General features: G+C 58.9%; 23 protein-coding genes, 2 tRNA genes and 1 pseudogene. 5 read left to right on the top strand and 21 right to left on the bottom strand.

Annotated features, from left to right (window positions below):
- Positions 1-38: 38 nt before the first annotated feature.
- A complete protein-coding gene (locus tag CU048_03715) occupies positions 39-2,264 on the bottom strand; it encodes a histidine kinase (GenBank protein QBR70530.1) in 2,226 nt (741 codons plus the stop codon).
- Between the two features lie 141 nt (positions 2,265-2,405).
- Between CU048_03715 and CU048_03710 the strand changes: the two genes are divergently transcribed.
- Both CU048_03710 and CU048_03705 read left to right on the top strand, forming a co-directional pair.
- Positions 2,406-3,203: an adenylyltransferase gene (locus CU048_03710; protein QBR70529.1), complete on the top strand. Its 798-nt coding sequence runs from the start codon at positions 2,406-2,408 to the stop codon at positions 3,201-3,203.
- Between the two features lie 206 nt (positions 3,204-3,409).
- A tRNA-Gln gene (locus tag CU048_03705) sits at positions 3,410-3,483 on the top strand.
- Positions 3,484-3,760: 277 nt separating this feature from the next.
- Here CU048_03705 and CU048_03700 read toward each other — a convergent pair.
- The 4 genes and pseudogenes from CU048_03700 to CU048_03685 all read right to left on the bottom strand — a co-directional run bounded on the left by CU048_03700 (position 3,761) and on the right by CU048_03685 (position 5,800).
- The gene (locus CU048_03700) at positions 3,761-4,216 is read right to left on the bottom strand and encodes a hypothetical protein (GenBank protein ID QBR70528.1); all 456 of its coding nucleotides are present in this window, start codon (positions 4,214-4,216) and stop codon (positions 3,761-3,763) included.
- A 136-nt stretch (positions 4,217-4,352) separates the two neighbouring features.
- A pseudogene (locus CU048_03695) lies at positions 4,353-4,874 on the bottom strand (Kazal-type serine protease inhibitor domain protein).
- 459 nt (positions 4,875-5,333) lie between these two features.
- The gene (locus CU048_03690; protein QBR70527.1) at positions 5,334-5,609 is read right to left on the bottom strand and encodes a hypothetical protein; all 276 of its coding nucleotides are present in this window, start codon (positions 5,607-5,609) and stop codon (positions 5,334-5,336) included.
- Positions 5,606-5,800 carry a hypothetical protein gene (locus tag CU048_03685; protein ID QBR70526.1) on the bottom strand — a complete coding sequence of 65 codons (195 nt, stop codon included), beginning with the start codon at positions 5,798-5,800 and terminating at the stop codon, positions 5,606-5,608. Before CU048_03685 ends, CU048_03690 begins: the two co-directional genes overlap by 4 nt.
- A gap of 195 nt (positions 5,801-5,995) precedes the next feature.
- Between CU048_03685 and CU048_03680 the strand changes: the two genes are divergently transcribed.
- A complete protein-coding gene (locus CU048_03680; protein ID QBR70525.1) occupies positions 5,996-6,790 on the top strand; it encodes a porin family protein in 795 nt (264 codons plus the stop codon).
- Positions 6,791-6,875: 85 nt separating this feature from the next.
- On the opposite strand, the gene CU048_03675 is transcribed toward CU048_03680, so the two are convergent.
- The 7 genes from CU048_03675 to sdhC form a co-directional block, all read right to left on the bottom strand.
- Positions 6,876-7,724, bottom strand: coding sequence for a 1,3-1,4-beta-glycanase (locus CU048_03675; GenBank protein QBR70524.1), 849 nt, complete (start codon positions 7,722-7,724; stop codon positions 6,876-6,878).
- A gap of 76 nt (positions 7,725-7,800) precedes the next feature.
- Positions 7,801-7,874, bottom strand: a tRNA-Gly gene (locus CU048_03670).
- Between the two features lie 124 nt (positions 7,875-7,998).
- Entirely contained in the window at positions 7,999-8,571 is a 573-nt protein-coding gene (locus tag CU048_03665) for a lytic transglycosylase (GenBank protein QBR72632.1), read from the bottom strand.
- Positions 8,572-8,637: 66 nt separating this feature from the next.
- Positions 8,638-9,417 carry a succinate dehydrogenase iron-sulfur subunit gene (locus CU048_03660; protein ID QBR70523.1) on the bottom strand — a complete coding sequence of 260 codons (780 nt, stop codon included), beginning with the start codon at positions 9,415-9,417 and terminating at the stop codon, positions 8,638-8,640.
- A 21-nt stretch (positions 9,418-9,438) separates the two neighbouring features.
- Positions 9,439-11,277: a succinate dehydrogenase flavoprotein subunit gene (locus CU048_03655; protein QBR72631.1), complete on the bottom strand. Its 1,839-nt coding sequence runs from the start codon at positions 11,275-11,277 to the stop codon at positions 9,439-9,441.
- A gap of 69 nt (positions 11,278-11,346) precedes the next feature.
- Positions 11,347-11,739 carry a succinate dehydrogenase, hydrophobic membrane anchor protein gene (gene sdhD, locus CU048_03650; GenBank protein QBR70522.1) on the bottom strand — a complete coding sequence of 131 codons (393 nt, stop codon included), beginning with the start codon at positions 11,737-11,739 and terminating at the stop codon, positions 11,347-11,349.
- A 73-nt stretch (positions 11,740-11,812) separates the two neighbouring features.
- On the bottom strand, positions 11,813-12,226 hold the full coding sequence (sdhC, locus tag CU048_03645; GenBank protein ID QBR70521.1) for a succinate dehydrogenase, cytochrome b556 subunit: 414 nt from the start codon (positions 12,224-12,226) through the stop codon (positions 11,813-11,815).
- 544 nt (positions 12,227-12,770) lie between these two features.
- On the opposite strand from sdhC, the gene CU048_03640 reads away from it, so the two are divergent.
- Positions 12,771-13,712 (top strand): phospholipase, encoded by a 942-nt coding sequence (locus tag CU048_03640; GenBank protein QBR70520.1) that lies wholly within the window; start codon positions 12,771-12,773, stop codon positions 13,710-13,712.
- A 12-nt stretch (positions 13,713-13,724) separates the two neighbouring features.
- On the opposite strand, the gene CU048_03635 is transcribed toward CU048_03640, so the two are convergent.
- The 9 genes from CU048_03635 to CU048_03595 form a co-directional block, all read right to left on the bottom strand.
- Entirely contained in the window at positions 13,725-14,312 is a 588-nt protein-coding gene (locus CU048_03635; protein ID QBR70519.1) for a hypothetical protein, read from the bottom strand.
- Between the two features lie 15 nt (positions 14,313-14,327).
- On the bottom strand, positions 14,328-14,573 hold the full coding sequence (locus CU048_03630; GenBank protein ID QBR70518.1) for a hypothetical protein: 246 nt from the start codon (positions 14,571-14,573) through the stop codon (positions 14,328-14,330).
- The gene (locus CU048_03625) at positions 14,570-14,941 is read right to left on the bottom strand and encodes a hypothetical protein (GenBank protein ID QBR70517.1); all 372 of its coding nucleotides are present in this window, start codon (positions 14,939-14,941) and stop codon (positions 14,570-14,572) included. Before CU048_03625 ends, CU048_03630 begins: the two co-directional genes overlap by 4 nt.
- A 43-nt stretch (positions 14,942-14,984) precedes the next feature.
- Positions 14,985-15,734, bottom strand: a complete 750-nt coding sequence (locus tag CU048_03620) for an oxidoreductase (protein QBR70516.1) — start codon at positions 15,732-15,734, stop codon at positions 14,985-14,987.
- 23 nt (positions 15,735-15,757) lie between these two features.
- On the bottom strand, positions 15,758-17,284 hold the full coding sequence (locus CU048_03615; protein ID QBR70515.1) for an amidophosphoribosyltransferase: 1,527 nt from the start codon (positions 17,282-17,284) through the stop codon (positions 15,758-15,760).
- Positions 17,285-17,563: 279 nt separating this feature from the next.
- Entirely contained in the window at positions 17,564-18,151 is a 588-nt protein-coding gene (locus tag CU048_03610) for a colicin V synthesis protein (protein ID QBR70514.1), read from the bottom strand.
- A 173-nt stretch (positions 18,152-18,324) separates the two neighbouring features.
- Positions 18,325-19,743 (bottom strand): DNA repair protein RadA, encoded by a 1,419-nt coding sequence (locus CU048_03605; GenBank protein ID QBR70513.1) that lies wholly within the window; start codon positions 19,741-19,743, stop codon positions 18,325-18,327.
- Positions 19,744-19,901: 158 nt separating this feature from the next.
- Entirely contained in the window at positions 19,902-21,410 is a 1,509-nt protein-coding gene (locus CU048_03600; GenBank protein QBR70512.1) for a replicative DNA helicase, read from the bottom strand.
- A 241-nt stretch (positions 21,411-21,651) separates the two neighbouring features.
- Positions 21,652-23,658, bottom strand: coding sequence for an acetyl/propionyl-CoA carboxylase subunit alpha (locus CU048_03595; protein ID QBR70511.1), 2,007 nt, complete (start codon positions 23,656-23,658; stop codon positions 21,652-21,654).
- A gap of 177 nt (positions 23,659-23,835) precedes the next feature.
- Between CU048_03595 and CU048_03590 the strand changes: the two genes are divergently transcribed.
- Positions 23,836-26,016 (top strand): TonB-dependent receptor, encoded by a 2,181-nt coding sequence (locus tag CU048_03590; protein ID QBR70510.1) that lies wholly within the window; start codon positions 23,836-23,838, stop codon positions 26,014-26,016.

The raw sequence follows: 26,016 nt of genomic DNA, 5'->3' as shown, positions 1-26,016 counted from the left end.
TCGGAAGGTGACGCCCCGGACGCGGGACGGGTACGGGGCTACTTATCAGATAATTGGGCGGGTGGGGCAGTCACGTTTTCAGCCTTGGCTTGATCCATATCCCCGGTTCCCTTGGAAACCCCATCGAGCACGCGGCGAACCTTTGCTGCAAGCCGTTCTCGGTCATAGGGCTTGCTCAAAAACTCGACGCCGGGGTCGAGCCGGTGGTTGTGAACAATCGCGTTCTCGGTATAGCCCGACGTAAACAAGATTTTGATCCCGGGTGAAATTTCGGCCGCCCGCTCGGCCAGCTTGCGGCCGCCCACTGTGCCAGGCATGACAACATCGGTAAACAGAAGGTCGATTTTAGCGCCATTTTCCAAGATTGATATCGCTTCACCGCCGCTTGAGGCCATGATCACATCATATCCAAGAGACTCCAGCATGGAAGCGACGGTCGCGCGGACGATTTCGTCGTCGTCCACAATGAGAATCGTCTCGGTACCGGTAAGGGCGAGGGTTGCGGGTTGGCTTTGAGAGTGCACTTCTTGGCCGAAACTTCGTGGCAGGTAAAGTTTGATCGTGGTGCCTTCGCCAACCTCACTGTAGATTTTCAAATGTCCGCCGGATTGTTTGACGAAGCCATACACTTGCGGCAGCCCAAGACCAGTTCCTTCACCGACCGGCTTTGTGGTGAAAAAAGGATCGAGCGCGCGGAGAGCGGTCGCGGCATCCATTCCCTTGCCAGTGTCGGTGATTGCAAACATGACGTATTGCCCGGGCTCGACTTCCGCATGATGCGCCGCATAAACATCATCGAGCGCCGCGTTGCAGACTTCGATCGTCAGTTTGCCTCCACCGGGCATGGCATCGCGGCTGTTGATCGCGAGGTTTAACACCGCCGTCTGAAATTGGGCGGCATCGACATTGGTGTTCCAGAGGCCCCCGCTGCTTACGTATTCGACCACGATTTTTTCCCCGACGGCGCGTCGGATCAAAGGCAAGGACTCATTCATAAGAGTGCTGAGATTGAAGATTTCCGGCTGGAGTGGCTGTCTCCGCGCGAAGGCCAGAAGCTGTTGGATAAGGCGCGCGCCGCGCTCAGCCGCCAACACCACCATGTCGATGCGCTGAAGAGCTTGCGGGTCTTTGCCGACGGCGCGGCGAAGCAGGCTCGCGGCGCCGATGATGACAGTGAGCAGATTGTTGAAGTCGTGGGCGACCCCGCCGGTCATCTGGCCGAGCGCTTCGAGCTTTTGGGATTGGAGCAGCGCTTGTTCCGCTTGGCGTTGCTCGGTCCTGTCTAGAAAAGTCGTGACCGAGCCCCCGTCTCTGGTGGGGTTGTGGAAAACTTCCAGCGACCGGCCGTCGGCTTCCTTTCGCTCGACCAGCGCCGGTCTGCCGCTTCGTCTCGCCGTGGCCTCGAGCGTATCAAACTGTTTGCTGAACTCGCCGGCTTCCGATGTCTCGCCGGATGGCACCTGCTGACCGATTTGCAGCGCGTTCGGAGGCAATTTGAGCATTTGCCGGAAAGCCCGGTTCCAGGCAAGCAAACGGCGTTCATGATCGAATGCGGCAACGCCTTCCCGCACGCTATCGAGCGTGGCGAGTAAAATTCGCTCAGAGCGGGCGGCCTGCCTGAAGGCTCGCGAGAGCAGAAAGGATCCGAACAGAAGCGCCACGGAGGCAACCGCGCTGCCAATCACGAAGGTCAGCGTAAAGCGGTTTCCAACGGTTTCCTCTTCCTCCAACTGCTTCAGAAGCCGCGTGTTGGCGTGGTCGAGGATGGCGTCGATATCGGCCGTGATGGAGTCCATTGCGGCGCGGCCGGCATCGGTATTTACGATGGCTTGCGCAGCCTCGAATCCATGCTCTTGCCGTGCCGCGATTGTCGCGGCCAACTCGTTTATTTTGGTTGTCAGATCGGCTTGGAGACTGAGCAAACGGTGTTGTTCGTCCGGATCGTTGGATGTGAGCCGTTGCAAATCACTGATGAGCCCTGGAATTTTTTCCTTTGCACTTCGGTAGGGTTCGAGATAGGCATCGCGACCCGTGATGAGATAGCCGCGTTGGCCTCTCTCGGCGTCCCGTACCGCTCGGTCCAGGGTCGTTGCCGTACGCCTGATGAAGAAAGCTTTCTTGGTTTCCTCGCGCGCCAGCCTGGCTTGCGGAACGTTGTCGAGCAGCTGGTACAGCGTGATCGCGACAAGAAAGCCAAGCGGAACCGCGGCGAAAAGAAACGCTGATGTGCCGTAGGCGCGGGAGCTAGAGGCCGGCGGTTGCAAGGGCGTGCTCCATCGAACGCTTTTTCCAGCTAGGCTTTCTTCATAGCAAGCCCGCGAAGGCGGTCAAGGCATGGGGAGGGCGAGCCGGGAGAGCGGCTGAAATGGCGAAGCTTGAATTCCCGTCGGCGGCCCATGTTATAGGTGACCATGTTCTCGGCTGAAGAAATTGCGCGTTACGCGCGCCACATCGTGCTGCATCGCGTCGGCGGTCCGGGCCAGCAGAAGCTCAAGATGGCCCGAATCCTCGTGGTCGGCGCCGGCGGGCTGGGTTCTCCGCTCATTCAATATCTGGCAGCGGCGGGCGTGGGTGAGATCGGCATCGTTGATGACGACAATGTTTCTCTGTCCAATCTACAGCGCCAGATTCTGCACGGCACGTCGGATATTGGCCGCCCCAAGGTCCTCAGTGCGAAAGAGGCGATCGAAAAACTAAATCCCCATGTCAAAGTCAGCGTCCACTGTGTGAAACTGACGCCGGAGAATGCGAACGCGCTGGTGGCTGCTTATGATATTGTTGCCGACGGCTCGGATAATTTCGCGACGCGCTATGCTGTGTCCGACGCCTGCTATTACGAAAGGCGGCCGCTTGTGACCGCCGCGGTGGGCGCTTTCGACGGTACGCTGACCGTCTTGCGGCCCTATGAAAAATCTGCTGCGGGCGAGCCCAATCCGACCTATCGTTGCTTGTATCCCGAACCGCCACCAGAGGGTTCGGTCCCCGCCTGTTCAGAGGCTGGTGTGCTTGGCGCCCTGACCGGCATCATGGGGACGATGATGGCCTTGGAGGTGCTCCGCGAAATCATCGGATTTGGAGAAAGCCTTGTGGGCAAGCTCGTCCTTGTCGATGCGCTGGACATGCGTTTCGAAACGATGCGTTATCGGTGGGATCCCGCCAATCCGTTGAGCGGAACTCCTTCGCCGCCTTCTAGATCACGATGATCGATTCCAAAAGCTTAGAGCGGGATGCGGGCGAAAAACCGGTTTCCACTTTTCCTCATCCCGCTCTAGCGGCGGGACGGCGACAGCAGCCTGAGCAAGCGTTGACAGCTGGGCGTGCAGCGACTAGACCACGCCTCCGTCGGCTGAGCGTCTAAACCCGCCGGTGGGTGCGGCCGAGATCAATTATCAAGCGATTCCGGCGCTGTTGGGGGATAGTTCAACGGTAGAACAGCGGACTCTGACTCCGTCAATCTTGGTTCGAATCCAGGTCCCCCAGCCATTGATTTTATTGGAGTTTTTTAGACCGCTCCAATAGAACAATAAGCGCGGTTTGCCGATAGTTTCCAAAATATGTTCACGTTTCGCGCTTTTTCTTGGCCTGCGCGACCTCCAATTTCGCGATCGCCGAACGCGCCAGTGCCGGGTCCCGGCAAAAAGCCCTGCAAGGCAGGACAAGCGATCCGCGTCGAGAGTTGTCGTATGTAGATATATGGGCGTGGCATCGTTAGGTGCCACGCGCATGATTGGGTCACTCCGAAGAGTTTTGCTCAAACGCTCTACTTAGATTTGCAAATGCCAGCACAATCCGCGTCGCCACGGGTGGGGTCGCAATTGTCGCTGGGGTCGTCAACGCAAGTCTGGTTGTCCGGGCATTTGGCGCCAGTGATGCCGCCACAGGCCTGAGGTTTCGGCGGGGCGCATTCACCCGGATGATCGATCGAAACGCCCGCGCCGGCCGCCGCGCAGGCGTTGCCATAGGTCTTGCCATCGCAGCCGCAGACAGGATTGAACTCCCGTGTGCAGATCGTGGGCTTGGGCTTGCAGGTCCCTTGCGCGTCGGCAATTTTGCAATGACCGACACCGAAATCGCAATATTGTCCGTCGGGACAGGTGAGCCCTCGGATGGTGCCACACACATTGTCCTGAGCGGGCGGTTGCGTGGACTTATTATCGCAGCCCGCCAGTAGAAGGGCTGCACAAAATCCGACCAACAAAGCAATGAGCTGTTTCATGGACAGGCCTCCGTAATCGATCTTGATTGCAATGAATCAGCGAAAAATCCTTCTATCGTGGCGGCTTGCTTGGCCGGACATGAGGCCGGCGAGGGAGAGTCGGCCGCACGCTTTTTTCGGATTATTTCGTTTGGTCCTTGCCACCGTAGGCGGGGCTACCCTTGGGCGGATATTCGATGTGTTTGGCAGCCTCTGATCCCGCCTGCGGGGTTGCGAGCTTAACCATCTCATGCATCTGCCGCGGCTGAACGGTTTCGACATCCATGGTTTCCACTTCGCCGTCCGTGTGCCGCGCGGTGTAGACCCCCACGACATCCAAGGGCACGGGACTCTTGATCACCGCGAACCCTTCGAGGAAAGCGAAGTCGATGCACACGCCGTTAATCGGGCAAAAGAACCCCGCGAAATTGAAACAGCTCAATTCGACGGCGCCGTCCGCCTGAAGATCGGCCTTCTTGAACGGCGTGACGCTGAAGGGGCCGGCTTCGGAACCGAAATCCGTCGCCAGCGCCACTTTGGCAGCAATGGTCACCGGTTTGTTGGTGGGATTATGGATATTGACGATGGTCCGGTAAGTGCCCCTGGCCAATGTGCCATCCTGATGGGGAAGCAACAACGAACAGACGACTTTGGCGGCGTATTGGTATTCGGTCTTGATCTCCGAGGATTGCATCGGCTCTGCTTGGGCGATGGGCGCAACGGCGATCGTGCCGAGTCCACACGACAGGCCGATAATTGCGGGGGAGAATTGGGTCACGTTTGGCAGTTTCATGGCAATGCCCTCCCTTAGCTCTGGGTTACTTTCCGGCACGCGAGGCCACCACGGCGCAGCGAGATCTTCGCCCCACTTCTGCAAGGTCTACGCCCTGATGTGCTGGCCCCCCGATTTTGCTTGGCAGCGTGACGCCACTGGTCAGACCAGACCCGCCGTCCGCGTGTGTCCTGATTCGGAACACGCCTCAACGCTCCCCGTTTCGGAGCAATATTTCACAAAATGAAAATATGGTCATCGTTCAAACGAATGAGGCCCATTGATCATTATTTTTTAATGGCCAAGAAACTATTGCTTAGATCCTTGTAAAATCAGTCGGTTTGCAAAAGTGGGGGCGTCAGGCGCTCAGAGAGGTCCCCGCCAGCTCGCCTGAACCATGCTCAAAAGCCCGCGCGGAACAGGGTGCTTCAAGAGGGGCCTCCCGACTGACTTTTCTCCTGTGCGAGGTCCGCCGGCTCGCCGGCTTTTGCGCAACGCGAGCAGATTGTGGATCGCCAGGATGCTCTCGCGCGTGCCGGGCCGTGCCGCCCCGACCGCCTCCAAAAATTCGAGTTCCGCGAGGTTTGCGTTCAGGATTGCCACGACCTTGTCACTCCGGTTTTTGGTTCTGGAACCGGTCATTGCATCGCTTCCCGCGTCATCGTCATCGAGGCCGCGGGGCTTGTCATCGCGGCCGCGTGGGGAGTCCGTTGGGAGGAGGGGGCGAGCGGGGACCTGTTATGAATCATGGTTTGAATCCTGCCTTTGTGCGGAAGAAAGTGACCGTGAGGCTTCAGGCCGGAATCAGTATGATAAATAATTAGTTTCAGCATAACCCATTTGGTTTACGCAAAAAATCATTGCCAGTTCGTCAAGACCCATGAGAGCCGACCCTCGGCAACGCTAGGCTGTGTTGCATTTATAATACAACCCATCCAGATATTGCTCCAGCCAGGAAACGGGATTTGCAATGAATGCCTAGTGATGGCTACGCTCACATCTAAAGTCTCCTAGGCGGGGTATTTAAAATGATTCGGAAGCTTTCCATTTCAAGCATTGCCACGGCGATGCTTTGTTCATCCGTTGCGTTCGCTGCCGATCTGCCCTCGCGCCTGCCGCCGCCGCCCGCGCCTTATGTGCCGATGTTCTCCTGGACAGGCCTCTATGTCGGCGCCAACATTGGCTATGGCGGGGACAGGTTTGCATACCCGTTCAACGGGTTCGCGCCCCCGTTCGTTTTCTCAGGATCTCCGACCATCACGTCCGGCGGCGTGCTCGGCGGCGGCCAACTCGGCTACAATTGGGAGTTTCCAAACAATATTCTGCTGGGCTTTGAAACGGATTTTGACGGGGCGGCGATCCGCGGCAAAGCGACGGCCGACGCCGGAGCCGTGATCCTGGGTCTGCCGGTTGGCGCTGCCGCCTCGGCGGGAAGCCGGATCAATTATATCGGGACGGTCCGCGGTCGGGTTGGCTATGCCTTCGACCGGTTCCTCGTCTACGGGACCGGCGGTTTCGCCTACGGACAGGTTAATTTCACTGCCAACGCGGCAGCAGTGGCAGGTGGGGTCGCCGCCGCCATTTCCACATCGCAAAATAGCAACCGAACAGGTTGGACGGCGGGCGGCGGCGTCGAATACGCGATCACCAACAATCTCACGCTGAAAACCGAATATCTCTACGTCAACTTGGGGACGAACACATTATTGAATGCGGGCGGGATCAACATCCGTCAAAAGACGACGGCTAATATCGTTCGCGCGGGCCTGAACTATAAGTTCGACTGGTTCGCGCCACCCCCGGCGGTGGTTGCAAAATACTGACGCCCAACAGTGCCGCAGCTTTGGAAGAGGGGTCAAATCCCCCTCTTAGACCGAAAGCGGCGGGACCTTGGCGATGGCTCGCGCCTTACTTTTGTGGAGGCGTGGCTTCGCAGGTTTCCGGGCGGCGTTCATAAACATGCACATAGGCGACGTCCAAGAAGGACGGATTGGGCGTCTTGTCGATCGGCCATCCCGACCCCAACGCCAGATTGACCAGTACCAGGAACGGGTGAGTGTGCTCCTTCGGCGTTGGCACCCGCCAGACGCGTTGGCGGTCGTAATAATAGGTCATCAATTCCGGCGTGACCTCGATGCCGAAGGTATGGAAATCGGCTGAGAGTGCGCCGTCGGGGACCTTTACCACGTGGCCGCCGCCGTCGTGCGTGTTTTTTATATGATCCCAAACGATATAGCCGGCATGATATTCGTTTGGCGCCCGCCCATAAAACTCGATGGGATCGACCTCGACGGCTATGCCGGGGGGAGTTCCTTTGGGCCAGGATTCCATGAGCCAAAACGCGGGCCAGGTGCCAGGACCGACCGGCATTTTCATTTTGGCTTCAAAGTAGCCATACATTTGCGTGAAGCCGGCGCCGGTTGGATCGGCGGAGGCCAATAGGCCGCCACGCCATTTGCCGCTCGCATCCTTGCGCGCCTCGATTCGCAGGCCACTATCGTTCACGGTGAACGGGAAGTCCTGGCCCGGGTCGGTGAAGGCGGCATCTCCGAAATCTCCGGCCCATGGCGTATGCGCGATCCAGCGGTTGTCGCCCATCGTCCAGGCGGACACCTTCAGCTCCTTGAAATCCTCGAAAAAAGTCGGCTGCAGGCCACATAGATCGAGTTCTTGGGCGGCGGCGCGGTTGGAGATACCAACCGCGAGCGGAACGAAAAAACTCGCGAGCATCATTGCCTTTAAGGGCGTCATGTGCATTCCACTTTCGAGGTTCGGATGGGGACAATGCGGAGATCGCTGTCCGGCGCATTCAATCCGCAGGCGGCGGATCCATTGGAGCGGGCGAAGGGAATCGAACCCTCGTATGCAGCTTGGGAAGCTGCCGTTCTACCATTGAACTACGCCCGCCTGAACAGGATCACGCTTGGGCCAGTGTAGCGTGCCGGTCTTGGCATTTCAACGGTGCCCTGTTCGTCGCAAGGGATCATGACACTCTATTTCGCGTGATCCTCAAAGGCGCTCTTGGGTCTATCTATTGCGCGATCGGCGATGCGCGGCGGTCCGGTGCGGCCTCTGCCGGCGTTCCGGTGAGCAAAGAGAACAATCCGGCAATCGGATTTGCTTGGGGCTCGGGTTTCGATTCCGCGGGAGGCGCGGTTTCCGCCAAAACCGGAGCGGTGGAAGCTGTGCGCAGCGATGCGAGCATTTTCTTGCGCTTGGCCAAATAGTAATAGCCGCTACTGAAGAGCGCAGTCGCGCGGTTCTCATCCCCGTCCGCAAGCCTGTAGGCATTGGCGAGATAAGGAACTGCATAGCTAAGGTTTGTCTGGGGATCCAGCAGCCCGCTTGCGGGGCCTTTGAAGCCCATTTCACGCGCCGTCGCATGTTTGATCTGCATCAGCCCAAAACAATGATTATGGACAAGGCGCGGATTATAGCGGCTCTCGCGCAGCACGATGCGATGGACGAAGGATTCGGGGAGACCATGGGCTTTGGCCTGCTGCGCGATGAGCGCATCGTAAATTGCGGGCCGCGCAGCTGGTTGCGCGAATCCGACCGTACACGCGAGCGACAGGGCGATGGCACTCAATGATATGCGCATCATCGGCATAGCCTCCATCCACATCGCTTGAATGTGGATTGAGGCTACAGAATGGCGCCAGAATCGGTTTTAGAGCTGGCGCTTGATCATCATGTTCTTGATTTCGGCGATCGCTTTTGCGGGATTGAGGCCCTTGGGGCAGGCTTTGGCGCAATTCATGATCATGTGGCAACGATAGAGGCGAAACGGATCTTCGACATTGTCGAGGCGGCTGCCCGCGGCTTCATCTCGTGAATCGATCAGCCAGCGATAGGCCTGCAGCAGGACGGCCGGGCCGAGATAGCGATCGCCATTCCACCAATAGCTCGGACAAGACGTGGAGCAGCAAGCGCAAAGGATACATTCATAGAGTCCATCGAGTTTGGCGCGATCGGTTGGGGTTTGCCGCCATTCTTTTTCGGGCGGCGGCGTCGTGGTTTGCAGCCAGGGCTCGATCGAGGCATGCTGCGCGAAGAAGCCGCTGAGATCGGGCACGAGATCTTTCACCACCGACATATGCGGTAACGGATAGATTTTGACCGCACCTTTGATGTCGTCCATGTATTTCGTACAGGCGAGGGTGTTCGTTCCGTCGATATTCATCGCGCAGGATCCGCAAATCCCTTCGCGACATGAACGCCGAAATGTCAGCGTCGGATCGATCTTGGATTTAATCCAAATCAGTCCATCAAGAACCATCGGGCCGCAATCGCTTCGGTCGACATAATAGGTGTCGAGGCGCGGGTTCCGGTCTTCGTCAGGGTTCCAACGGTAAATGCGGAATTCGGTGAGGGTTTTCGAATCGCCGTGGGTCGGCCAGGTGGTTCCAGTGACGACGCGTGAATTGGCGGGAAGTGCGATCTCGACCATCTGTTTCTCTCTTAAAACGCGTCAGTACACCCGGGCCTTCGGCTCGATATAATGCATCTCGTTGGTCATGGTGAAACTATGCACGGGGCGGTAATCGATCGAGACCGAGCGGGCGTTGGCGTCAATCGAGGTGAGCGTATGCTTCATCCAGTTCACGTCGTCGCGTTCGGGATAATCTTCGCGTGCATGCGCACCGCGCGATTCGGTGCGGCTTGCCGCGCCGTCCATGGTGACGACCGCCTGAACGATGAGATTATCGAACTCCAAGGTTTCAACCAGATCTGAATTCCAGATCAGCGAGCGGTCGGTGACCGAGATCTGGTCCTTCGCAGACCAGACCTCATGGATCATCTTCGAACCTTCCTCGAGCGTTGCGCCGGTGCGGTAGACCGCGCAATGCGTCTGCATCACCTTTTGCATGCTGAGCCGCAATTCAGCGGTTGGAAGGTCGCCCTTGGCGTGCCTGAAATGATCGAGACGGGAGAGCGCCAGATCGGCGGAATCCGCCGGAAGATCCGCCTGCTTGGCGCCAGCGGTGACGAGTTCCGCCGCACGCAGTCCGGCCGCGCGGCCGAAGACCACAAGGTCGATCAGTGAGTTCGAGCCTAACCTGTTGGCGCCATGCACCGAGACGCAGGCCGCTTCGCCGATCGCCATGAGACCGGGCACGATCGCATTGGGATCGTTTCCCTTCTTGGTGACTACTTCGCCGTGAAAATTGGTTGGAATACCGCCCATGTTGTAATGCGCAGTCGGCAGCACGGGGATCGGCTCCGTGGTAACCTCGACACCGGCAAAAATCTTGGCGCTTTCGGAAATTCCGGGCAGGCGCTCATGGAGAATCTTGGGGTCGAGATGTTCGAGGTGCAGATGGATGTGGTCTTTGTGCTTGCCGACGCCGCGGCCTTCGCGGATCTCCAGTGTCATGGCGCGCGACACCATGTCTCGCGGCGCCAAATCCTTCACCGAAGGCGCGTAGCGCTCCATGAATCGTTCGCCTTCGGAATTGGTCAAATAGCCGCCCTCGCCGCGCGATCCTTCGGTAATCAGGCAGCCCGCACCGTAAATGCCGGTTGGATGAAACTGCACGAACTCCATATCTTGCAACGGAAGTCCCGCGCGCAAGATCATCGCATTGCCATCGCCGGTGCAGGTATGTGCCGACGTCGCGGAAAAATAGGCGCGGCCGTATCCGCCGGTTGCCAGGATGACAAGCTGTGACCGAAAGCGATGGATGGTGCCGTCGTCGAGCTTCAGGCAGACGACGCCGCGGCAGCGGCCATCCTCCATGATCAGATCGATCGCGAAGAATTCGACGAAGAACTCGGTTTTGTTGCGCAGGGCCTGGCCGTAAAGCGTGTGCAGCATTGCGTGGCCGGTTCGATCGGCGGCCGCGCAGGTCCGCTGCGCTGGAGGACCTTTGCCGAAGTCGGTCGTCATGCCGCCGAAGGGACGCTGGTAAATGCGGCCGTCCTCGGTGCGGGAAAACGGGACCCCCCAATGTTCGAGTTCATAGACGGCCGCGGGCGCGTTGCGGCAAAGATATTCGATGGAATCCTGGTCGCCGAGCCAATCCGATCCCTTGACGGTGTCGTACATGTGCCATTTCCAATTGTCCGGGCCCATGTTGGCAAGGGACGCCGCAACGCCGCCTTGCGCCGCCACCGTATGCGAACGGGTTGGAAAGACCTTGGTGATGCAGGCTGTGCGCAGCCCCGCCTGCGAACAGCCGACGGTGGCTCGCAAACCCGCGCCACCGGCGCCGACGACGACGACGTCGAATGTATGGTCGGTAATCGGATAGGCGGCGCCAAGTTGAGCCGGAGCGGCGCTGCCGTTGATGGTCTTGCTGGAAGTCATGCCCTTGTCTTTCAAAAAAATCAACATCCCGCGCTTGGGCGGATGGTCGGGAAATCCTGCTTGGCTTTGTCAGGCAAAGCTGAGCTTCAAGACCGCGTAGACGCAAGCCAGACCGACGCTGACACAGAAAAAAAGATTGGCGACCAGCGACCATTCCTTGAGATGGGTGCTATGCACGTAATCATCCAAAATCGTTTGCATGCCGAGCTTCATATGGTAGATGCCAGTCAAAATGAAGAGCAGCAGAATGAGTGCTGGAACGGGATGTGCCAGCTCGGCCCGCATCGCATCATAATCCTTGCCGAGCAGCGACAAAACGACAGCGACGAAAGCGATCGTCAAGGGCAGCAGGGCAAGTGAGGTGACGCGCATATTCCACGCATCGGAGGTGCCGGATTTGGCGGAGCCGAGGAAGCGCACTTTGCTGATCGCCGTGCGAACCGATGCGGAATCCTTCGCCATGTTTACCCTGTCCCTTTCATAAATCGGTGCGAAGCGGGTGTTTGCTGTTGCGGCGATCGTCGCCCAATCGGTCTTAGTGGAAAAAATACGCCACGCCCCAGACAATCAATGTCAGGGCGATACCGCCGACCAAGGTCGCTTGCGCCAGCCATTCGCGTTGCGGATGCGTGAAACCATAGCCTGTGTCCCAAATGATATGGCGCACGCCGCCAAGAAGGTGATGGAACAGGGCCCAGGTAAATCCGAACAGGATCAGTTTCCCGACGATCGAATTGAGAAAATAGGCTGCCGTCGCGTAGGCGTCCGGGCCGGTGGAAGCAGCTATCAGCACCCAGGCGAGCAAAAGCGTGCCGAAATAGAGCGCAGCCCCGGTGATGCGATGCGCAATCGACATCATCATGGTCAGCATCGGACTGTAGATTTGCAGATGCGGAGAGAGCGGTCGGCGCTTTTCCAGGCCGCGAGCGCCCAACTCGACCTTGGTCATGAACTTTTACCCCATGCCACAGAAATTTAACGCCTATTCCCCTAATGCAATCAGCTCTTCCGGGCAACGCGTTCATTAGAAAAATTCGAGAATGCACGAACTTCCGATGAGACCTTTTGCCCCAAGTGGCGATCCGGATGGGAGAGGGGCTCGAACCAAAGCGGATTTTTGGCAGAGACTTGAACTCTCCCAAGCGGGAAGAGTACTGGCATTCAGCAACGAACCTCCTGCCGATCGTGCTTTAGCCTGCGTTGGGGATGGACGAAAATAAACTATCATGTTTCCACACCCCGTGGCAGAAATTTGGCTGCGGAGGTCCGACGCTATATGCCGCTTCGGAGACCAAACCGGTTCGATAGGTCACGGGGACGGAAACCAAAAAAATGCTTATCGGCTGCCGTTTTGTTGCTTTTCACGCCGCGCCACGAAGGCTCCCCGCTCAGGATCGATGGCGCGGCGCCCGCCGGAACGAACGCGCTTCGCTTTCTGACCGCGCACGAACCACCGACATTTGCGCCGATGGAATCGGGGAGGCTGGAAAGCCATGATGATGCGGGGCGCAAGGATTTTCGGAATAGATTTTACAATCGGTTGCCTGGCTGGAGCGGGCTGGCTGTTTCTCTCGATCGCCGGCTGGCCATCGGCTGCCCTCGCGGCGGCTGGCCGCGTCACGATTGAATCGGGCGGCGTTCCGCGGACGGCCATTCTGGTTCAGCATCGGCGTCTTAAGCAATCACGTCGGCCGGTTCTCATCATCCTGCGCGGTGCCAGGGGGAAGGGCTCCCGCTTGCACCATGGTTCCGGGTTTGACGAGATGGCCCGATCGTCGGGCGCGATCCTCCTCTATCCGCAGCCGCTTTCCGGCCACTGGGCCGACGCTCCCGGTAGCAAGGCGAGCCGAGATGCGGTTTTTATCCGCGATCTGATTGGTAAATTCGTGGCCAGCGGAATGGCCAACCCGAACAAGGTGTTTATCGTTGGCATAGCCTCGGGTGGCCTGATGGCTCTGCGGCTGGCTTGCGAGGAGAAGAATGCCTATGCCGGGATGGCGGTTCTTGCCGCCAGCATGCCCTCTGATCTCGCAGGGAGCTGCAAGCCTTTGCGGCCGCTGCCGCTTTTGGTGATCGCTGGGACGGCGGATCCCATGATTCCGTTTCAAGGCGGCAAAGCTAGTTTGCCGAACAACAAGGCCGAGCTTCTATCCGTCGATGCGACCCTGCGCATTTTCGGCAAGGTCGCGGGCTGCGGCGACGGGGTGACGACCACGGTCTTCCCGGACAAAGATCCTCACGACGGAACAAGAGCTTATCTGGATAAGCTAAACAATTGCTCCGTCCCCATCGAAGCGGTACGAATCGAGGGCGGGGGACATGTTCTCCCCGGCCTTTGGAGCGAAGCCGGAAACGGCTCCGGCCGCGGCCTCACAAATGGCGACGTCAACAGTCCCAGGCTCATCTGGGACTTTTTTCGCCCGCTCGGCGGGTAGCGCGGGCCCCTTTTATGATGTCTCGCTCAACGCCCGGAGCACGGCCCTGAGGGTTGCCGCATCGGCCCCTTCCGGAACCCGCACGATGGTTGTGCCAATGGCGATCTCGATCGGCGAGGCTGTCTTCGGCGGGTCGCCCGTTTGCCCGACCACCGCATCCGTTCGGTTTTCGTTCAATTCTTCGCCTTTGCCTTTGAGACGCGCATGTTTGCGCCAGGAGAATAGCTGCGACGACATGAGATGATGGCGGCGCGCGACCGAGCAAACAGATTCGCCGGGCTCAAAACTCTCCGCGACGATCCTGGCTTTTTCCTCGGCGGTGAAGATTCGCCGCTTCGCCGGGCTAGCGGGCGCCTCGAACGGCTTTGTGCCCTTGAAGGGCGTTGCCGCCAAATCATGGAGGTCGCCGCTAAAGCGGCCCCGGATTTCGGGCGCGCGCGCAAATCCGACCGACCCAGCCGTCCGTGCCGGCCGGCTGTAAGGACGGCCGGAGGCGGGTCCGTCGGCGTTTGTGTCAGGCGGCGCCTGGTCGATTCCGCCAGCCCCTGCGCAAGGCAAAGCGAGCGCTATGGCGCTGTTTCCTGGCTTGTGATGCAACATTGCTTGAACCTTTGATCATGGCCTTACCAATTTGAGGTTTCTGGCCAATCGTAAAACGGGTTCCGATGCAGACTCGGAATCGGTGGCCGTCCCGCGGTATCCCGCGAGGGCGCCCTGTTTCCATTCGGGCTTTAGTGGGACGGCACGTCTGAAGGTGGCCGGCAACTGACGTCGAACCTGGGCGCGGGCGCCCTCAGTGGGGAACCCTTGCCAATCTGCCAAGCCGACGCCGATAAACCCGAACAGGAACGGCGCGATCAAACGCTGGGGGGAGGCGCGCGCGCGCCGAAATAGAATTTGGAGGCGCGACGGGTGGCAAAGGTTTGGGTTGGTGGCCAAGCTATCGGCGACCCGACGCGATCCGTGAAAACGAGAGGATTGGAGTCGGCGGCCAGATAAGCGCAGCCGCTGGCGGCGCAGGCCAAGATGCAGCAGAGCCCTTGGTGGTGATTCGGGTCGCTGCCCGGTGCGTCAGGGGAATTGTCTGCTTGCGAGCAAATAAAATCGAGGGAATCGAACGCTGCGGCTTGCACTGCCGCTGAAAAAAAGCCCTGGAAAAAGAACGCGTAAAGCACAATCACGCTGATTGCGACGTGCTTGGAGCGTGAGCTATAGTTTAGCGGGCCCATAAGCAAGTTTAGCACGCCGTGGATCGATTGCAATGGATTGAATTTACGCAGGACTTCTAAAGCTCAGCACGCGATCTGTCGGAAAATCGTAAAGCCTCCCCGTCTGTGTCCAATCCGGCTTGCAAAGCGCGAGAATCTTTGGCGCCAATTCCTCCGGCGTCCGCAAGGTCACCGGATCCTCGCCGGGCATCGCCGTTGCGCGCATCCTTGTGCGCAGCGGTCCGGGATTGACGATCATGACCTTTACGGCGGAGACATTGACCGTCTCCGCGGCGTAGGTGCGCGCCAGGGCATCGAGCGCGGCCTTGGATGTCGCATAAGGTCCCCAATAGGGTTTGAAATCAGCGGATTGGCCGGCGCCCGACGAAATAAAGATCGCCCGGCCCGCTTCCGCCGCGCGCAGCAGGTAATCGAGCGAACGGATGAGCCGCCAGTTCGCTGTGACGTTCACTGCGAATGTCTCTTCCCATTGCCGCGGCTCGACATGGGCGAGCGGGGTCACCGGCCCCAGCGCTCCAGCATTGCCAATGAAGATATCGAGTCTGCCCCAGCGCTCGAAAATGGCTGCGCCGAGCCGGTCGAGCGCATCAAAATCGGTAATGTCGCAAGGAACCAGCGTCGCAGCGCTCCCCTTGCTCAGGATCGCGTCGTCGAGGTCCTCAAGCGCGCCTTGGGTTCGGGCGAGGGCAATTATATGCGCGCCGGCACCGGCAAGCTCCAGCGCAACCGCGCGGCCAATGCCGCGCGAGGCGCCCGTGACGAGGGCGACACGCCCGTCAAGCGAACGGGGCATAAGCTGGACAGTCGGACACGCGGTTAACCGGCTTCCGCGAGGAGCGAAAGCTGGACCTTGGTTTCATCGCAAGCGTCGGTGAGCTGGGTTGGATAATCGCCGGTGAAGCAATGATCGGTATATTGCGGACGGATGGGATCGCGGCCCCGCTCGCCCATCGCCCGGTAAATCCCATCAACCGAAAGAAATGCAATCGAATCGCAGCCAATATAGCTGCGCATTTCCTCGAGCGTATGGGTTGCCGCGAGCAGCTTGTCGCGTTCCGGCGTGTCGATGCCATAATAGTCGGGATGGGTGATGGGCGGCGACGAGATTCGGAAATGTACTTCGCGCGCCCCAGCATCACGCATCATCTGCACAATCTTCAGGGAGGTTGTGCCCCGAACAATCGAATCGTCGAGAAGGACGATGCGCTTGCCCGCGACTACCGCACGATTGGCGCTGTGTTTCAGGCGCACTCCGAGTTCGCGGACCGACTGGAACGGCTGAATAAATGTCCGCCCGACATAATGATTGCGGATAATGCCCAGTTCAAACGGAATGCCGGAATATTGCGCATAGCCGATGGCCGCCGGGACGCCGGAGTCCGGTACCGGGACGACCACGTCGGCAGCAACGGGGGCTTCCCGCGCCAGTTCTGCGCCCATGGCCTTGCGCACATTATAGACAGGCTTCCCATGCACGATGGAATCCGGCCGTGCGAAATAGATGAATTCGAAAATGCAGGGACGCATCGGGCGCGGCGGAAAAGGCCGCAATGTCTCGATGCCTTCGTCCGAGATAACGACGACTTCGCCATTCTCGATGTCGCGCACGAAACGCGCGCCAATAATATCAAGGGCGCAAGTTTCCGAGGCGAGGATATAATGGCCGTCGAGTTCGCCGAGAACGAGCGGTCGGATCCCTAACGGATCGCGCGCGCCGATCAGTTTCTTGTTGCTGAGAGCGACGAGTGAATAGGCGCCCTCGATCATGCGCAAGGCTTCGATGAAGCGGTCGATCAACTGCGGGCGTCGGCTGCGGGCAACCAGATGAAGAATGACTTCCGTGTCGGAGGTCGATTGATAAATGGCACCGCCTTGCACGAGCTCGCGGCGGAGCGTGCGGCCATTGGTGAGATTTCCATTATGGGCGACCGCAAAGCCGCCGGAGTTCAGTTCGGCAAACAGCGGTTGAACATTCCGCAGAATGGTTTCGCCCGTCGTCGAATAGCGCACATGTCCGATGGCGGATTCGCCGGGGAGGCGCGCGATTGTGGAAGCCTTGGAGAAGTGATCGCCGACAAGGCCGAGCCGACGTTCCGAATTGTACCGCTGGCCGTCGAAGGTCACGATGCCGGCAGCTTCCTGACCGCGATGCTGCAGAGCATGCAATCCAAGCGCGGTGATGGCCGCGGCGTCGGGATGCCCGAAAATCCCGAATATTCCGCATTCCTCGTGCAGGCGGTCGCCGTCGAGGTCGAAGTCCTCGGCTGGCAGAGGCACGTCGCTGGCGTGCGAAGCAGCTTTGCCGCACTCCCGACTTTGCCCAGCATCCGGCGTCTCACCCATCAACGGCCTCCCGAAAGCTCAGTGGTCGAGCGCTTCAAATCGATGAATTGTCCTGGATCGTCCCGTTTCGTCGGGGTCCCGCAACCTTACGCGAACGGCCGCAAGTGTCATGAGACTTACATAAGCGACCTTGCGGTGAATGTCAGCCCTTAAGAGGTCGCGAAGACCAAGTTTACGGGCGGAAACGTCACGTTTGTGCGTTTTCCCCAAAACTCACAGCCGCTAAAAAGACCGGTGCTTTTTGCCGGCACGCAAATCCGCAAAAGACTGCGCTGATGGTCAAGTTCCCTTGCCGGTCTCGACTTTCTTCGGTTCCGCATCCGAATCCGGGACCGCGTCTTCGCTTGGGCTGGGAGTTTTGGGCTTTTTGAGCTTGTTCAAAAGCCCCTCGGGATCTTCCGGCAGGACAGCCATAAGCTGGTCGCCGGTAGCTTGCAGGAGCGGCTTCATGCGGGCGGATTTGACCCACTCGGGTTGGGTCTGTAAGGGCACCAGCCAATTGAAGAACACGAAGGCGATGACGCAAAGTAACAGGCCGCGAACCGCGCCAAACAGAAAGCCGAGCGAACGATCGAGCGCGCCGACCTTGGAATCGAGGATCACATCCGACAATTTGACGGTGACAAGGGAGACGACGATCAGAACCACGAAAAAAACCGCGGCTGCAGCGACAGCCAGGGCGATGACATCTTTGGCGATATAGGGCTTTACATAGGGAAGTACGATCGGGTGGAGATAAATCGCAGCTAACGCGGCCGCTCCCCAGGAGGCGATCGCCAGGACTTCACGGGTAAAGCCACGCAACATCGCGAGAAATGCGGAAATGAGAATGACAGCGATCAACCCTAGATCGAGATAGGATGGCATCGGTTTAGCCTCTGGCGCCATAGGCGCGATTTTGTCGTTCGCGGTAGGTGGAGTCGTCGACCTCGCTGGCTTTTCTCTTAATAGCCGAGACAAAGCAAGGGCAATAGGATCTGGACCGCAAATCCGGCCGAAGTTGGTTAGCTCCGAATGAACTGGATTGGCTCATTTCCGGATCAGCCGCGCCGAGGCTGTTTTTGAGCATTTTGGCGTTGTCCGCCATCCGCGGCGATGTCGGCAACCAAACTGGCGATGTGGCCGCAGCTGCGCACCGTAAGCTCCGGTATGGAACTGGCGCCTTTTTCCACAGCGTCCGGCATTGTTGCACGACAAAAACCAAGTTTGGCTGCTTCTTTGAGCCGTGCCAGCCCATGACCGACCGGCCGGACGGCTCCGGAAAGGGCAATCTCGCCGAAGAAAACCGAATCGGCCGGGAGACTGCGCCCCGTCAAGGAAGACACAAGCGCGGCCGCCGCGGCGAGATCGGCCGCAGGTTCGCCAACGCGCAATCCTCCGGCGACATTCAGATAAATATCATGTTGGCCGAGTTTGACCCCACCATGCGCTTCGAGAACCGCGAGAACCATAGCGAGGCGCGAATTGTCCCAGCCGACAACGGCGCGGCGTGGCATCCCTAGCGTGCTCGGTGCAACCAAGGCCTGGATCTCGACGAGCAGCGGGCGGGTTCCCTCCATGCCGGCAAATACGGCGGCGCCGGGTGCTGCGGCGTCGCGTGAAGATAGGAAAAGAGCCGAAGGGTTGGAGACCTCGGCGAGCCCGCGCCCGGTCATTTCGAAAACGCCAATCTCGTCGGTCGGACCGAAACGATTTTTGACCGCACGGAGAATCCGAAAATTCCGGCCGCCTTCGCCTTCGAACGAAATCACCGCGTCGACCATATGCTCGACGACCCTGGGCCCGGCGATCTGGCCGTCCTTCGTGACGTGGCCGACGAGGATTACGGTAGCACCCGTCGTCTTGGCGAAACGAATCAGCGCCTGCGCCGCGCCGCGCACTTGGCCGACCGTGCCGGGAGCGGATTCAATAAGGTCGGTCCACATCGTCTGTATCGAGTCGATAATAACGAGGGCAGGGCGCTTGCCGTGGGACAGCGTTGAAATAATATCCTCGACGCTGGTTTCCGCGGCGAGTTCGACGGGCACCGCCGCAAGGCCGAGGCGCGCGGCCCGTAAGCGGATTTGATCGACCGCCTCCTCGCCGGAAATATAAACGACGCGCTGATCCCGCGCGGCGAGCGCGGCGCATGCCTGAATAAGCAGGGTCGATTTCCCGATGCCAGGTTCGCCGCCGAGCAAAATGACCGAACCGGGCACAAAGCCGCCGCCGACCACCCTATCCATCTCGGCGATGCCGGTGGTAATGCGCGGCGCGGACGGCTGGTCGTGCTCCATCAATTTCGACAGGCTGAAGACGCGGCCCTTGCGAGCCCCCTGTACGGTTTTCGCGCCGATGCCGGTTGCGGCGCTTTCCTCGATGATCGTGTTCCATTCACCACAAGCTTCGCAGCGGCCCTGCCAGCGCTGGGTGACCGCACCGCAATTTTGGCAAACGAAGGAATTATGTGATTTGGCCATAAGGGTTCCTGGGGCGGGTTTCCCCATCGAAGACATGCGATCGAAAAAGACGCGCTCAAACGGTCCGACGCCTCCGGCGATGCGCGAGGGCGATCTTGGTTAAGTGCTGCCCGAAACGTTCGCGCGGAGCAAACGCATCTACCTGCCCGAGCCCAATATTATAGATGGTCAGGCAGATTTTCCTCCCGCGCCAAATTGGAAAATCTCGTCATCTCGTCTTCGAAGGCGAGTTCCACGGTTCCGGTCGGGCCGTGGCGTTGCTTGCCAATGATAATTTCGGCCCGGCCGTGCGCCCGTTCCATGTCGGCCTGCCAGGTGAGGAAGTCCTCGGTCCCCTCGCGCGGCTGACGGTTCTTCAGATAATATTCCTCGCGGAACACAAACAGGACGACGTCCGCATCCTGCTCGATGGAGCCGGATTCACGCAAATCGGACAATTGCGGGCGCTTGTCGTCCCGGTTCTCGACCTGCCGCGACAATTGCGAGAGGGCGATGACGGGAACGTTCAGATCCTTCGCCAGGGCCTTAAGGCCGGTGGTGATCTCGGTCACCTCCTGCACGCGACTGTCGCTTCGTGTCTTTGAACCACCCAGCAACTGAAGATAATCGATCACCAATACATCAAGGCCGCGCTGGCGCTTGAGGCGTCGCGCGCGGGCTGCCAATTGCGCGATCGAAAGGCCACCGCTCTGGTCGATATAAAAGGGGATGGTTTGCATATCCCGCGCGGCCTGGGCGATACGGTGAAATTCCGGTTCGCCGATGTCGCCCCGCCGGATTTTGTAGGAGGGAACCGCCGCCTGTTCGGCGATGATACGCGTCGCCAATTGTTCGGCCGACATTTCCAGCGAGAAAAAACCGACAATTCCCCCGTTGATGGTCTCCGGCGAACCATCGGGTCTGAGCTTAAACTCATAGGCCCTGGCGATGTTGAAGGCGATGTTGGTCGCCAGCGCCGTTTTGCCCATGCCGGGGCGGCCGGCGACGATGACGAGATCGGAAGCCTGCAAACCGCCCATGTAGCGGTCGAGATCGGTGAGGCCGCTTGCGATGCCGGACAGTTTTCCGTCGCGTTCGAAAGCCCTTGCCGCCATATCGACGGCGGTGGTCAAGGCCTCCGAAAAACGTTGAAAGCCGCCCTCGTAGCGGCCCGTCTCGGCAATTGAATAGAGCTTGCGTTCGGCTTCCTCGATTTGCTCGCGCGGCGAGGCGTTGACGGGTGCGTCATAGGCCGCGTTGACGATATCCTCCCCGATGAGGATCAAATCGCGCCGCATGGCGAGATCATGGATGGTGCGGCCATAATCCTCGGCATTGATCACGGTTGTGGCTTCCGCCGCGAGGCGGGCAAGATATTGCGGCACGGTGACGCCGCCGAGATCATGTTCACCAAGGAATGTCTTCAAGGTGATCGGCGATGCCAGCTTGCCGGCCCTGATCAACTGCGAGGCAATGTCAAAAATCCGCCGATGAAGCTCTTCCGAAAAATGTTCGGGGCGGAGAAAATCGGAGACGCGATCGAAGGCATCATTGTTGACGAGGATCGCGCCAAGCAAAGCCTGTTCGGCTTCGATGTTGTGCGGCGCGAGGCGAAAATTCAGATCCGGGGCTGAAGAGGCGCCGGCCCCGAGACGGACCCTGTCGGCAAGATTTTCGATTGGAGGCATAGACTTTCTCGATTGGCACCGGCCTGCGCTACACGCGCCGTCGCCGAATCAGTTCAAGACCGATTCTTCTTGTGCCACGCCTCTTCGGCAAAAAGGAGAGATTTTTTTGTCGATCGCGACCGTGCCCCGCTATCCACACGACAAAAATATTCTGCGAGAAAACTCTGGACAAGCGGCGCTCTCGCTCTGTCTGGTCTTTGCGTAAGCTTTGTGCGCGCGAACCCGGCTTGAAGGGTCCCCCTCAAACAAATGTCATGATGATAGCGTCGACGGCAATGGAATCGCCTGGCTTTACGTTGATCTTTTTCACAACCTCATCCTCATCGGCACGCAAAACGGTTTCCATTTTCATCGCTTCGATCACGCAAAGGGCTTCGCCCGATTTTACGGTTTGTCCGGCTGTCACATCGATTGATTTGACGAGGCCCGGCATCGGGCATCGCAATAATTTGGAACTGTCGGTAATCCTTTTTTCCAGCATGAGCTCGGCGAGTTCGGCCTGGCGGCGGGAGTACACCCGTGCGTCCACAACGGCGCCTGCGTGGGCCAAAGTATAACCATTGAGAATTGAGCGCAGCTGAACGGCAATTTTGTTGCCGTCGAGGGTGCCGTTCCATACCGGCTCGCCTGGCGTCCACGCGGATACGCAATGGTGCGCTTGGCCGTCTTTCTCAAACCGGACCACGAGGCCGTCGCCCGCCTGGGTGCGTATCACGTCTTGACGCTTTTTGCCGAGAAAGACTGAATAATTGCCCGGAGAAGGGTCGGGCGGCAGGCGTCGCGTCTGGCCGGACAAGAGGCGCTTGCGCCGATCGATCACATGCTGGAGTGACGCCGCGACGCTGGCCAAGAGCCGCCCCCTGTCTCCGTCCGGAGGGAGTGGAGCGAAACCCCGCGGATATTCCTGCTCGATGAAGCCGGTCGAGATGTCGCCGCCGCGAAAACGCTTATTGCGCATCAAGGCGGCAAGAAAAAATATATTGTGGCTTATGCCGTCGATGAAAAATTGATCGAGGGCGGCGCCCTGCGCTTCAATGGCTGTCTGCCGATCGCTTGCATGGGTGATGACTTTCGCGATCATCGGATCGTAATGAATTCCGATCTCGCTGCCTTCGCGGACACCGGTATCGACGCGCAACGTCACGCCATCGTGATACGCATTGGCGGGGGGCCGGTAGGTTTTAAGCCGGCCGGTGGAGGGGAGGAAGTTGCGCGTTGGATCTTCGGCGAGGACGCGGCTTTCGATCGCCGAACCTTTAAGGTGGATATCTTTCTGGCCGATCGACAATCTCTCGCCATAGGCCATTTTGATCATCTGTTCGACGAGGTCGATGCCGGTGACGAGTTCGGTCACCGGATGCTCGACCTGCAACCGCGTGTTCATTTCGAGAAAATAAAAACTCTTGTCCGGGGCCACAATGAATTCGACTGTCCCGGCCGAGTCGTAGTCGACCGCCTTGGCTAGCGCGACGGCCTGTTCGCCCATGTGCCCGCGCGTCTCTTCGTCGATGAAGGGGGAGGGGGATTCCTCAATGAGTTTTTGGTGGCGCCGCTGGATCGAACATTCGCGCTCGCCCAGATGGACGATGGCACCGAATTTGTCGCCGAGGACTTGGATCTCGATGTGGCGCGGATGGAGAATAAATTTTTCGATAAAGAGACGATCATCCCCAAATGAGGTTTTCGCTTCCGATTGCGCGCGCGCAAAATTCTCGGCCAATTCGTCCCGTGTCAGCGCGATACGCATTCCCCGGCCACCGCCGCCGGACGAGGCCTTGATCATCACCGGATAGCCGACGTCATCGGCTATTTGGGTTGCCTCCGCCATGTCCGAAATGACGCCGATAAATCCGGGCACCGTTGCCACACCGGCAGCGCGCGCGAGTTTCTTCGATTCGATCTTGTCGCCCATGGCCTCTATGGCTTTTGGATTCGGGCCGACGAAGGCGATGTTGTTGTCGATCACGGCCCTTGCGAACTCTGCCCGCTCGGACAAAAAGCCATATCCGGGGTGTACCGCTTCGGCCCCTGTCTTCTTGCAGGCGGCAAGGATGTTTTCGACGACGAGATAGCTCTCGGCGGGAGCTGCCGGTCCAATTCGTACGGCCTCGTCGGCAAAACCCACATGCGGCGCATCCTTGTCCGCATCGGAATAGACAGCGACCGTCAAAATCCCCATTCGCCGCGCGGTGGCGATTACCCGGCAGGCAATCTCTCCGCGGTTGGCAATGAGGATTTTCTTGAACATCAAAGCCTCGGAACGGGTACGCCCTTCGACTCGTGGAAACCACGAGGATTTAGCCGTCTTAACTTGTAGGCAAGCCCCGTCGGCGCGTCCATTGAACAAAATCAGGCAGGCTGTGTCTGGACAGCGTGAACGTTATAATATAACGTTTCAATTGGCCGACCTTAGAGGGGTCGGGCAATGCCGAAGGAAACTGCCATGTTGTTCGCACCGCACGGATGGGTGAAAATGAGCGCCCTCATCCTGACACTTGCTGGCGCTCCAGCTTTTGCGGAAACTCCCGTGCCGGCGCCTCAAAATCCGGCCGATGCCGGGACCATCAGCCTCGATTCGGTGGAAGTCATCTCCGAGGCGCTCGATGCCGCCCGCCTGCAGATCCAGCCCAGTCTTGGTGCGAGCACGTATTACTTCGGCCCGGAAGCTCTGCAGACGATTCCACAAGGCGAAAATGCCCCCTTGAATCAGATACTGCTGCAGATGCCCGGCGTCGCGCAGGACAGTTTCGGTCAGGTTCACGTGCGCGGCGATCACGCCAATGTCCAATTCAGGATCAATGGCGTGCAATTGCCCGAGGGGCTTTCGGTGTTTGGGCAAGCGCTCGAAACCCGCTTCGCCCACAGCATTTCGCTGCTCACCGGCGCCTTGCCGGCGCAATATGGATTTCGGACCGCGGGCGTTTTAGACATTCAGACCAAGACCGGGCTGACCAACCCAGGTCTTGCAGTCTCGATGTATGGCGGAAGCTTCAATTGGCTGCAGCCGAGCTTCGAATATGGCGGAAGCTATGGTCCAGTCAATTGGTTCTTCACCGGCGATTATTTGGGAAACGATCGCGGCATCGAAAATTCGGCTGCGACCTTCAATGCGCTGCATGACGCGACCCAGCAACTTCACGGTTTCGCGTATATGTCGGGCATTGTCGATCCGGATACGCGGGTCAGCCTGATGGGCGGCGCCTTCAACGGTCGCTTCCAAATCCCCAACAATCCGGGCCAGGTCGCCGCTCTCGGCCTCAATGTGCTTGGCGCGAAATCGTTCAACAGCACTCTGCTGAACGAGGTTCAGCATGAGGCCACGCAATTTGGCGTGTTATCGCTGCAAAAGCACATCGGCGATGTTGATTTGCAGCTCTCGGCTTTTGTCCGCAACAGTGTTCTGTCCTTCAGCCCGGACACGCTCGGCGATCTTCTCTATAATGGAATCACTCCCTTTGCGCGACGGTCCAGTCTGGCCGAAGGCGTTCAGGCCGATGCCAGTTGGCGGATCAATGACAGCCATACCTTGCGGGGCGGTTTTCTCGGGCAGGTGGAGACCATCGCGTTCGACAATAATTCCTTTGTGCTGCCTGTCGACGCGGCGGGCGGGCAGACATCGAATGTGCCGCTCGGCATCCTCGATAATGGCGGACGGACCGGCGGCCTTTACGGCTTTTACCTTCAAGATGAATGGCGGCTCTTGCCGGCTCTCACCCTCAACTATGGCTTTCGCTTCGACGGGGTCAATGAGTTCACCAATGAAACGCAGCTCAGCCCGCGCGTGAACCTGGTCCTGAACGCGACCGACACCACGACAGTCCATGCCGGCTATTCACGCTATTTCGTGCCGCCGCCTTTTGAGCTCGTCTCGCCGAACACGGTCGCACTCTTCAACAATACAACGGCTGCCGCTGCCACTCAGCGGGACGACATTGTCAAGGCGGAGCGGTCGCATTATTTCGATGTCGGGATCAACCAAATTATCGTTCCTGGGCTCACCGTCGGACTCGATGGCTATTACAAGCTGGCGACAAACCTGCTCGATGAAGGCCAATTCGGCGCCCCGATCATTTTGTCCGCATTCAACTATGCCAAGGCCTATGTCGCCGGCGCGGTATTCACCGTAAGCTACGACCAGGGGCCGTGGTCGATCTATGGCAACGCCGCCTATTCCCGCGCGATGGGAACGGACATCAACTCCGCGCAATTCAATATTCCACCGGACGAACTCGCCTATATCGCACAAAATTACATCCATCTCGACCATGACCAGACATGGACCGGTTCTGCGGGAATTGCCTACACGTTCAACCAGGGCACAAAGTACCAAACCCGTGTGTCGGCGGATTTATTGGCTCAAAGCGGCTTGCGGTCAGGCACACCCACTGTGCCAAATGGCGGGTCGCTGCCTGCTTATGCGGTCGTCAACGCCAGCATCGTCCAAAAACTCGATCTCGGGATCTGGCAAGGAACGGAATTGCGAATTGATGTCTTGAATATCGGCGACAGCATCTATCAAATCCGCGATGGCTCAGGGGTTGGCGTCGGCGCGCCGCAATTCGGCATCCGCCGCGCCATTCTGGCAGGGCTGACCCAGCGATTTTGA

The organism is Beijerinckiaceae bacterium, assembly GCA_004564215.1.
In the GTDB taxonomy this organism is placed as follows: Bacteria; Pseudomonadota; Alphaproteobacteria; order Rhizobiales; family Beijerinckiaceae; genus Methylocapsa.
The sequence above is the reverse complement of the archived record's forward strand: the minus strand, read 5'-3'. Positions and strand labels throughout refer to the sequence as shown.

Excerpts from the sequence above, each read along its gene's own strand:
- CU048_03615 (QBR70515.1), bottom strand. The coding sequence starts at position 17,284 with ATGGGTGAGACGCCGGATGCTGGGCAAAGTCGGGAGTGCGGCAAAGCT.
- CU048_03610 (QBR70514.1), bottom strand. The coding sequence starts at position 18,151 with ATGCCATCCTATCTCGATCTAGGGTTGATCGCTGTCATTCTCATTTCC.
- sdhD (QBR70522.1), bottom strand. The coding sequence starts at position 11,739 with ATGGCGAAGGATTCCGCATCGGTTCGCACGGCGATCAGCAAAGTGCGC.
- CU048_03595 (QBR70511.1), bottom strand. The coding sequence starts at position 23,658 with ATGTTCAAGAAAATCCTCATTGCCAACCGCGGAGAGATTGCCTGCCGG.
- CU048_03685 (QBR70526.1), bottom strand. The coding sequence starts at position 5,800 with ATGCTGAAACTAATTATTTATCATACTGATTCCGGCCTGAAGCCTCAC.
- CU048_03635 (QBR70519.1), bottom strand. The coding sequence starts at position 14,312 with ATGTTGCATCACAAGCCAGGAAACAGCGCCATAGCGCTCGCTTTGCCT.
- CU048_03665 (QBR72632.1), bottom strand. The coding sequence starts at position 8,571 with ATGATGCGCATATCATTGAGTGCCATCGCCCTGTCGCTCGCGTGTACG.
- CU048_03620 (QBR70516.1), bottom strand. The coding sequence starts at position 15,734 with ATGCCCCGTTCGCTTGACGGGCGTGTCGCCCTCGTCACGGGCGCCTCG.
- CU048_03690 (QBR70527.1), bottom strand. The coding sequence starts at position 5,609 with ATGACCGGTTCCAGAACCAAAAACCGGAGTGACAAGGTCGTGGCAATC.
- CU048_03590 (QBR70510.1), top strand. The coding sequence starts at position 23,836 with ATGCCGAAGGAAACTGCCATGTTGTTCGCACCGCACGGATGGGTGAAA.
- CU048_03680 (QBR70525.1), top strand. The coding sequence starts at position 5,996 with ATGATTCGGAAGCTTTCCATTTCAAGCATTGCCACGGCGATGCTTTGT.
- CU048_03700 (QBR70528.1), bottom strand. The coding sequence starts at position 4,216 with ATGAAACAGCTCATTGCTTTGTTGGTCGGATTTTGTGCAGCCCTTCTA.
- CU048_03660 (QBR70523.1), bottom strand. The coding sequence starts at position 9,417 with ATGGTCGAGATCGCACTTCCCGCCAATTCACGCGTCGTCACTGGAACC.
- CU048_03605 (QBR70513.1), bottom strand. The coding sequence starts at position 19,743 with ATGGCCAAATCACATAATTCCTTCGTTTGCCAAAATTGCGGTGCGGTC.
- CU048_03600 (QBR70512.1), bottom strand. The coding sequence starts at position 21,410 with ATGCCTCCAATCGAAAATCTTGCCGACAGGGTCCGTCTCGGGGCCGGC.
- CU048_03675 (QBR70524.1), bottom strand. The coding sequence starts at position 7,724 with ATGCACATGACGCCCTTAAAGGCAATGATGCTCGCGAGTTTTTTCGTT.
- CU048_03625 (QBR70517.1), bottom strand. The coding sequence starts at position 14,941 with ATGGGCCCGCTAAACTATAGCTCACGCTCCAAGCACGTCGCAATCAGC.
- CU048_03640 (QBR70520.1), top strand. The coding sequence starts at position 12,771 with ATGATGATGCGGGGCGCAAGGATTTTCGGAATAGATTTTACAATCGGT.
- sdhC (QBR70521.1), bottom strand. The coding sequence starts at position 12,226 with ATGACCAAGGTCGAGTTGGGCGCTCGCGGCCTGGAAAAGCGCCGACCG.
- CU048_03655 (QBR72631.1), bottom strand. The coding sequence starts at position 11,277 with ATGACTTCCAGCAAGACCATCAACGGCAGCGCCGCTCCGGCTCAACTT.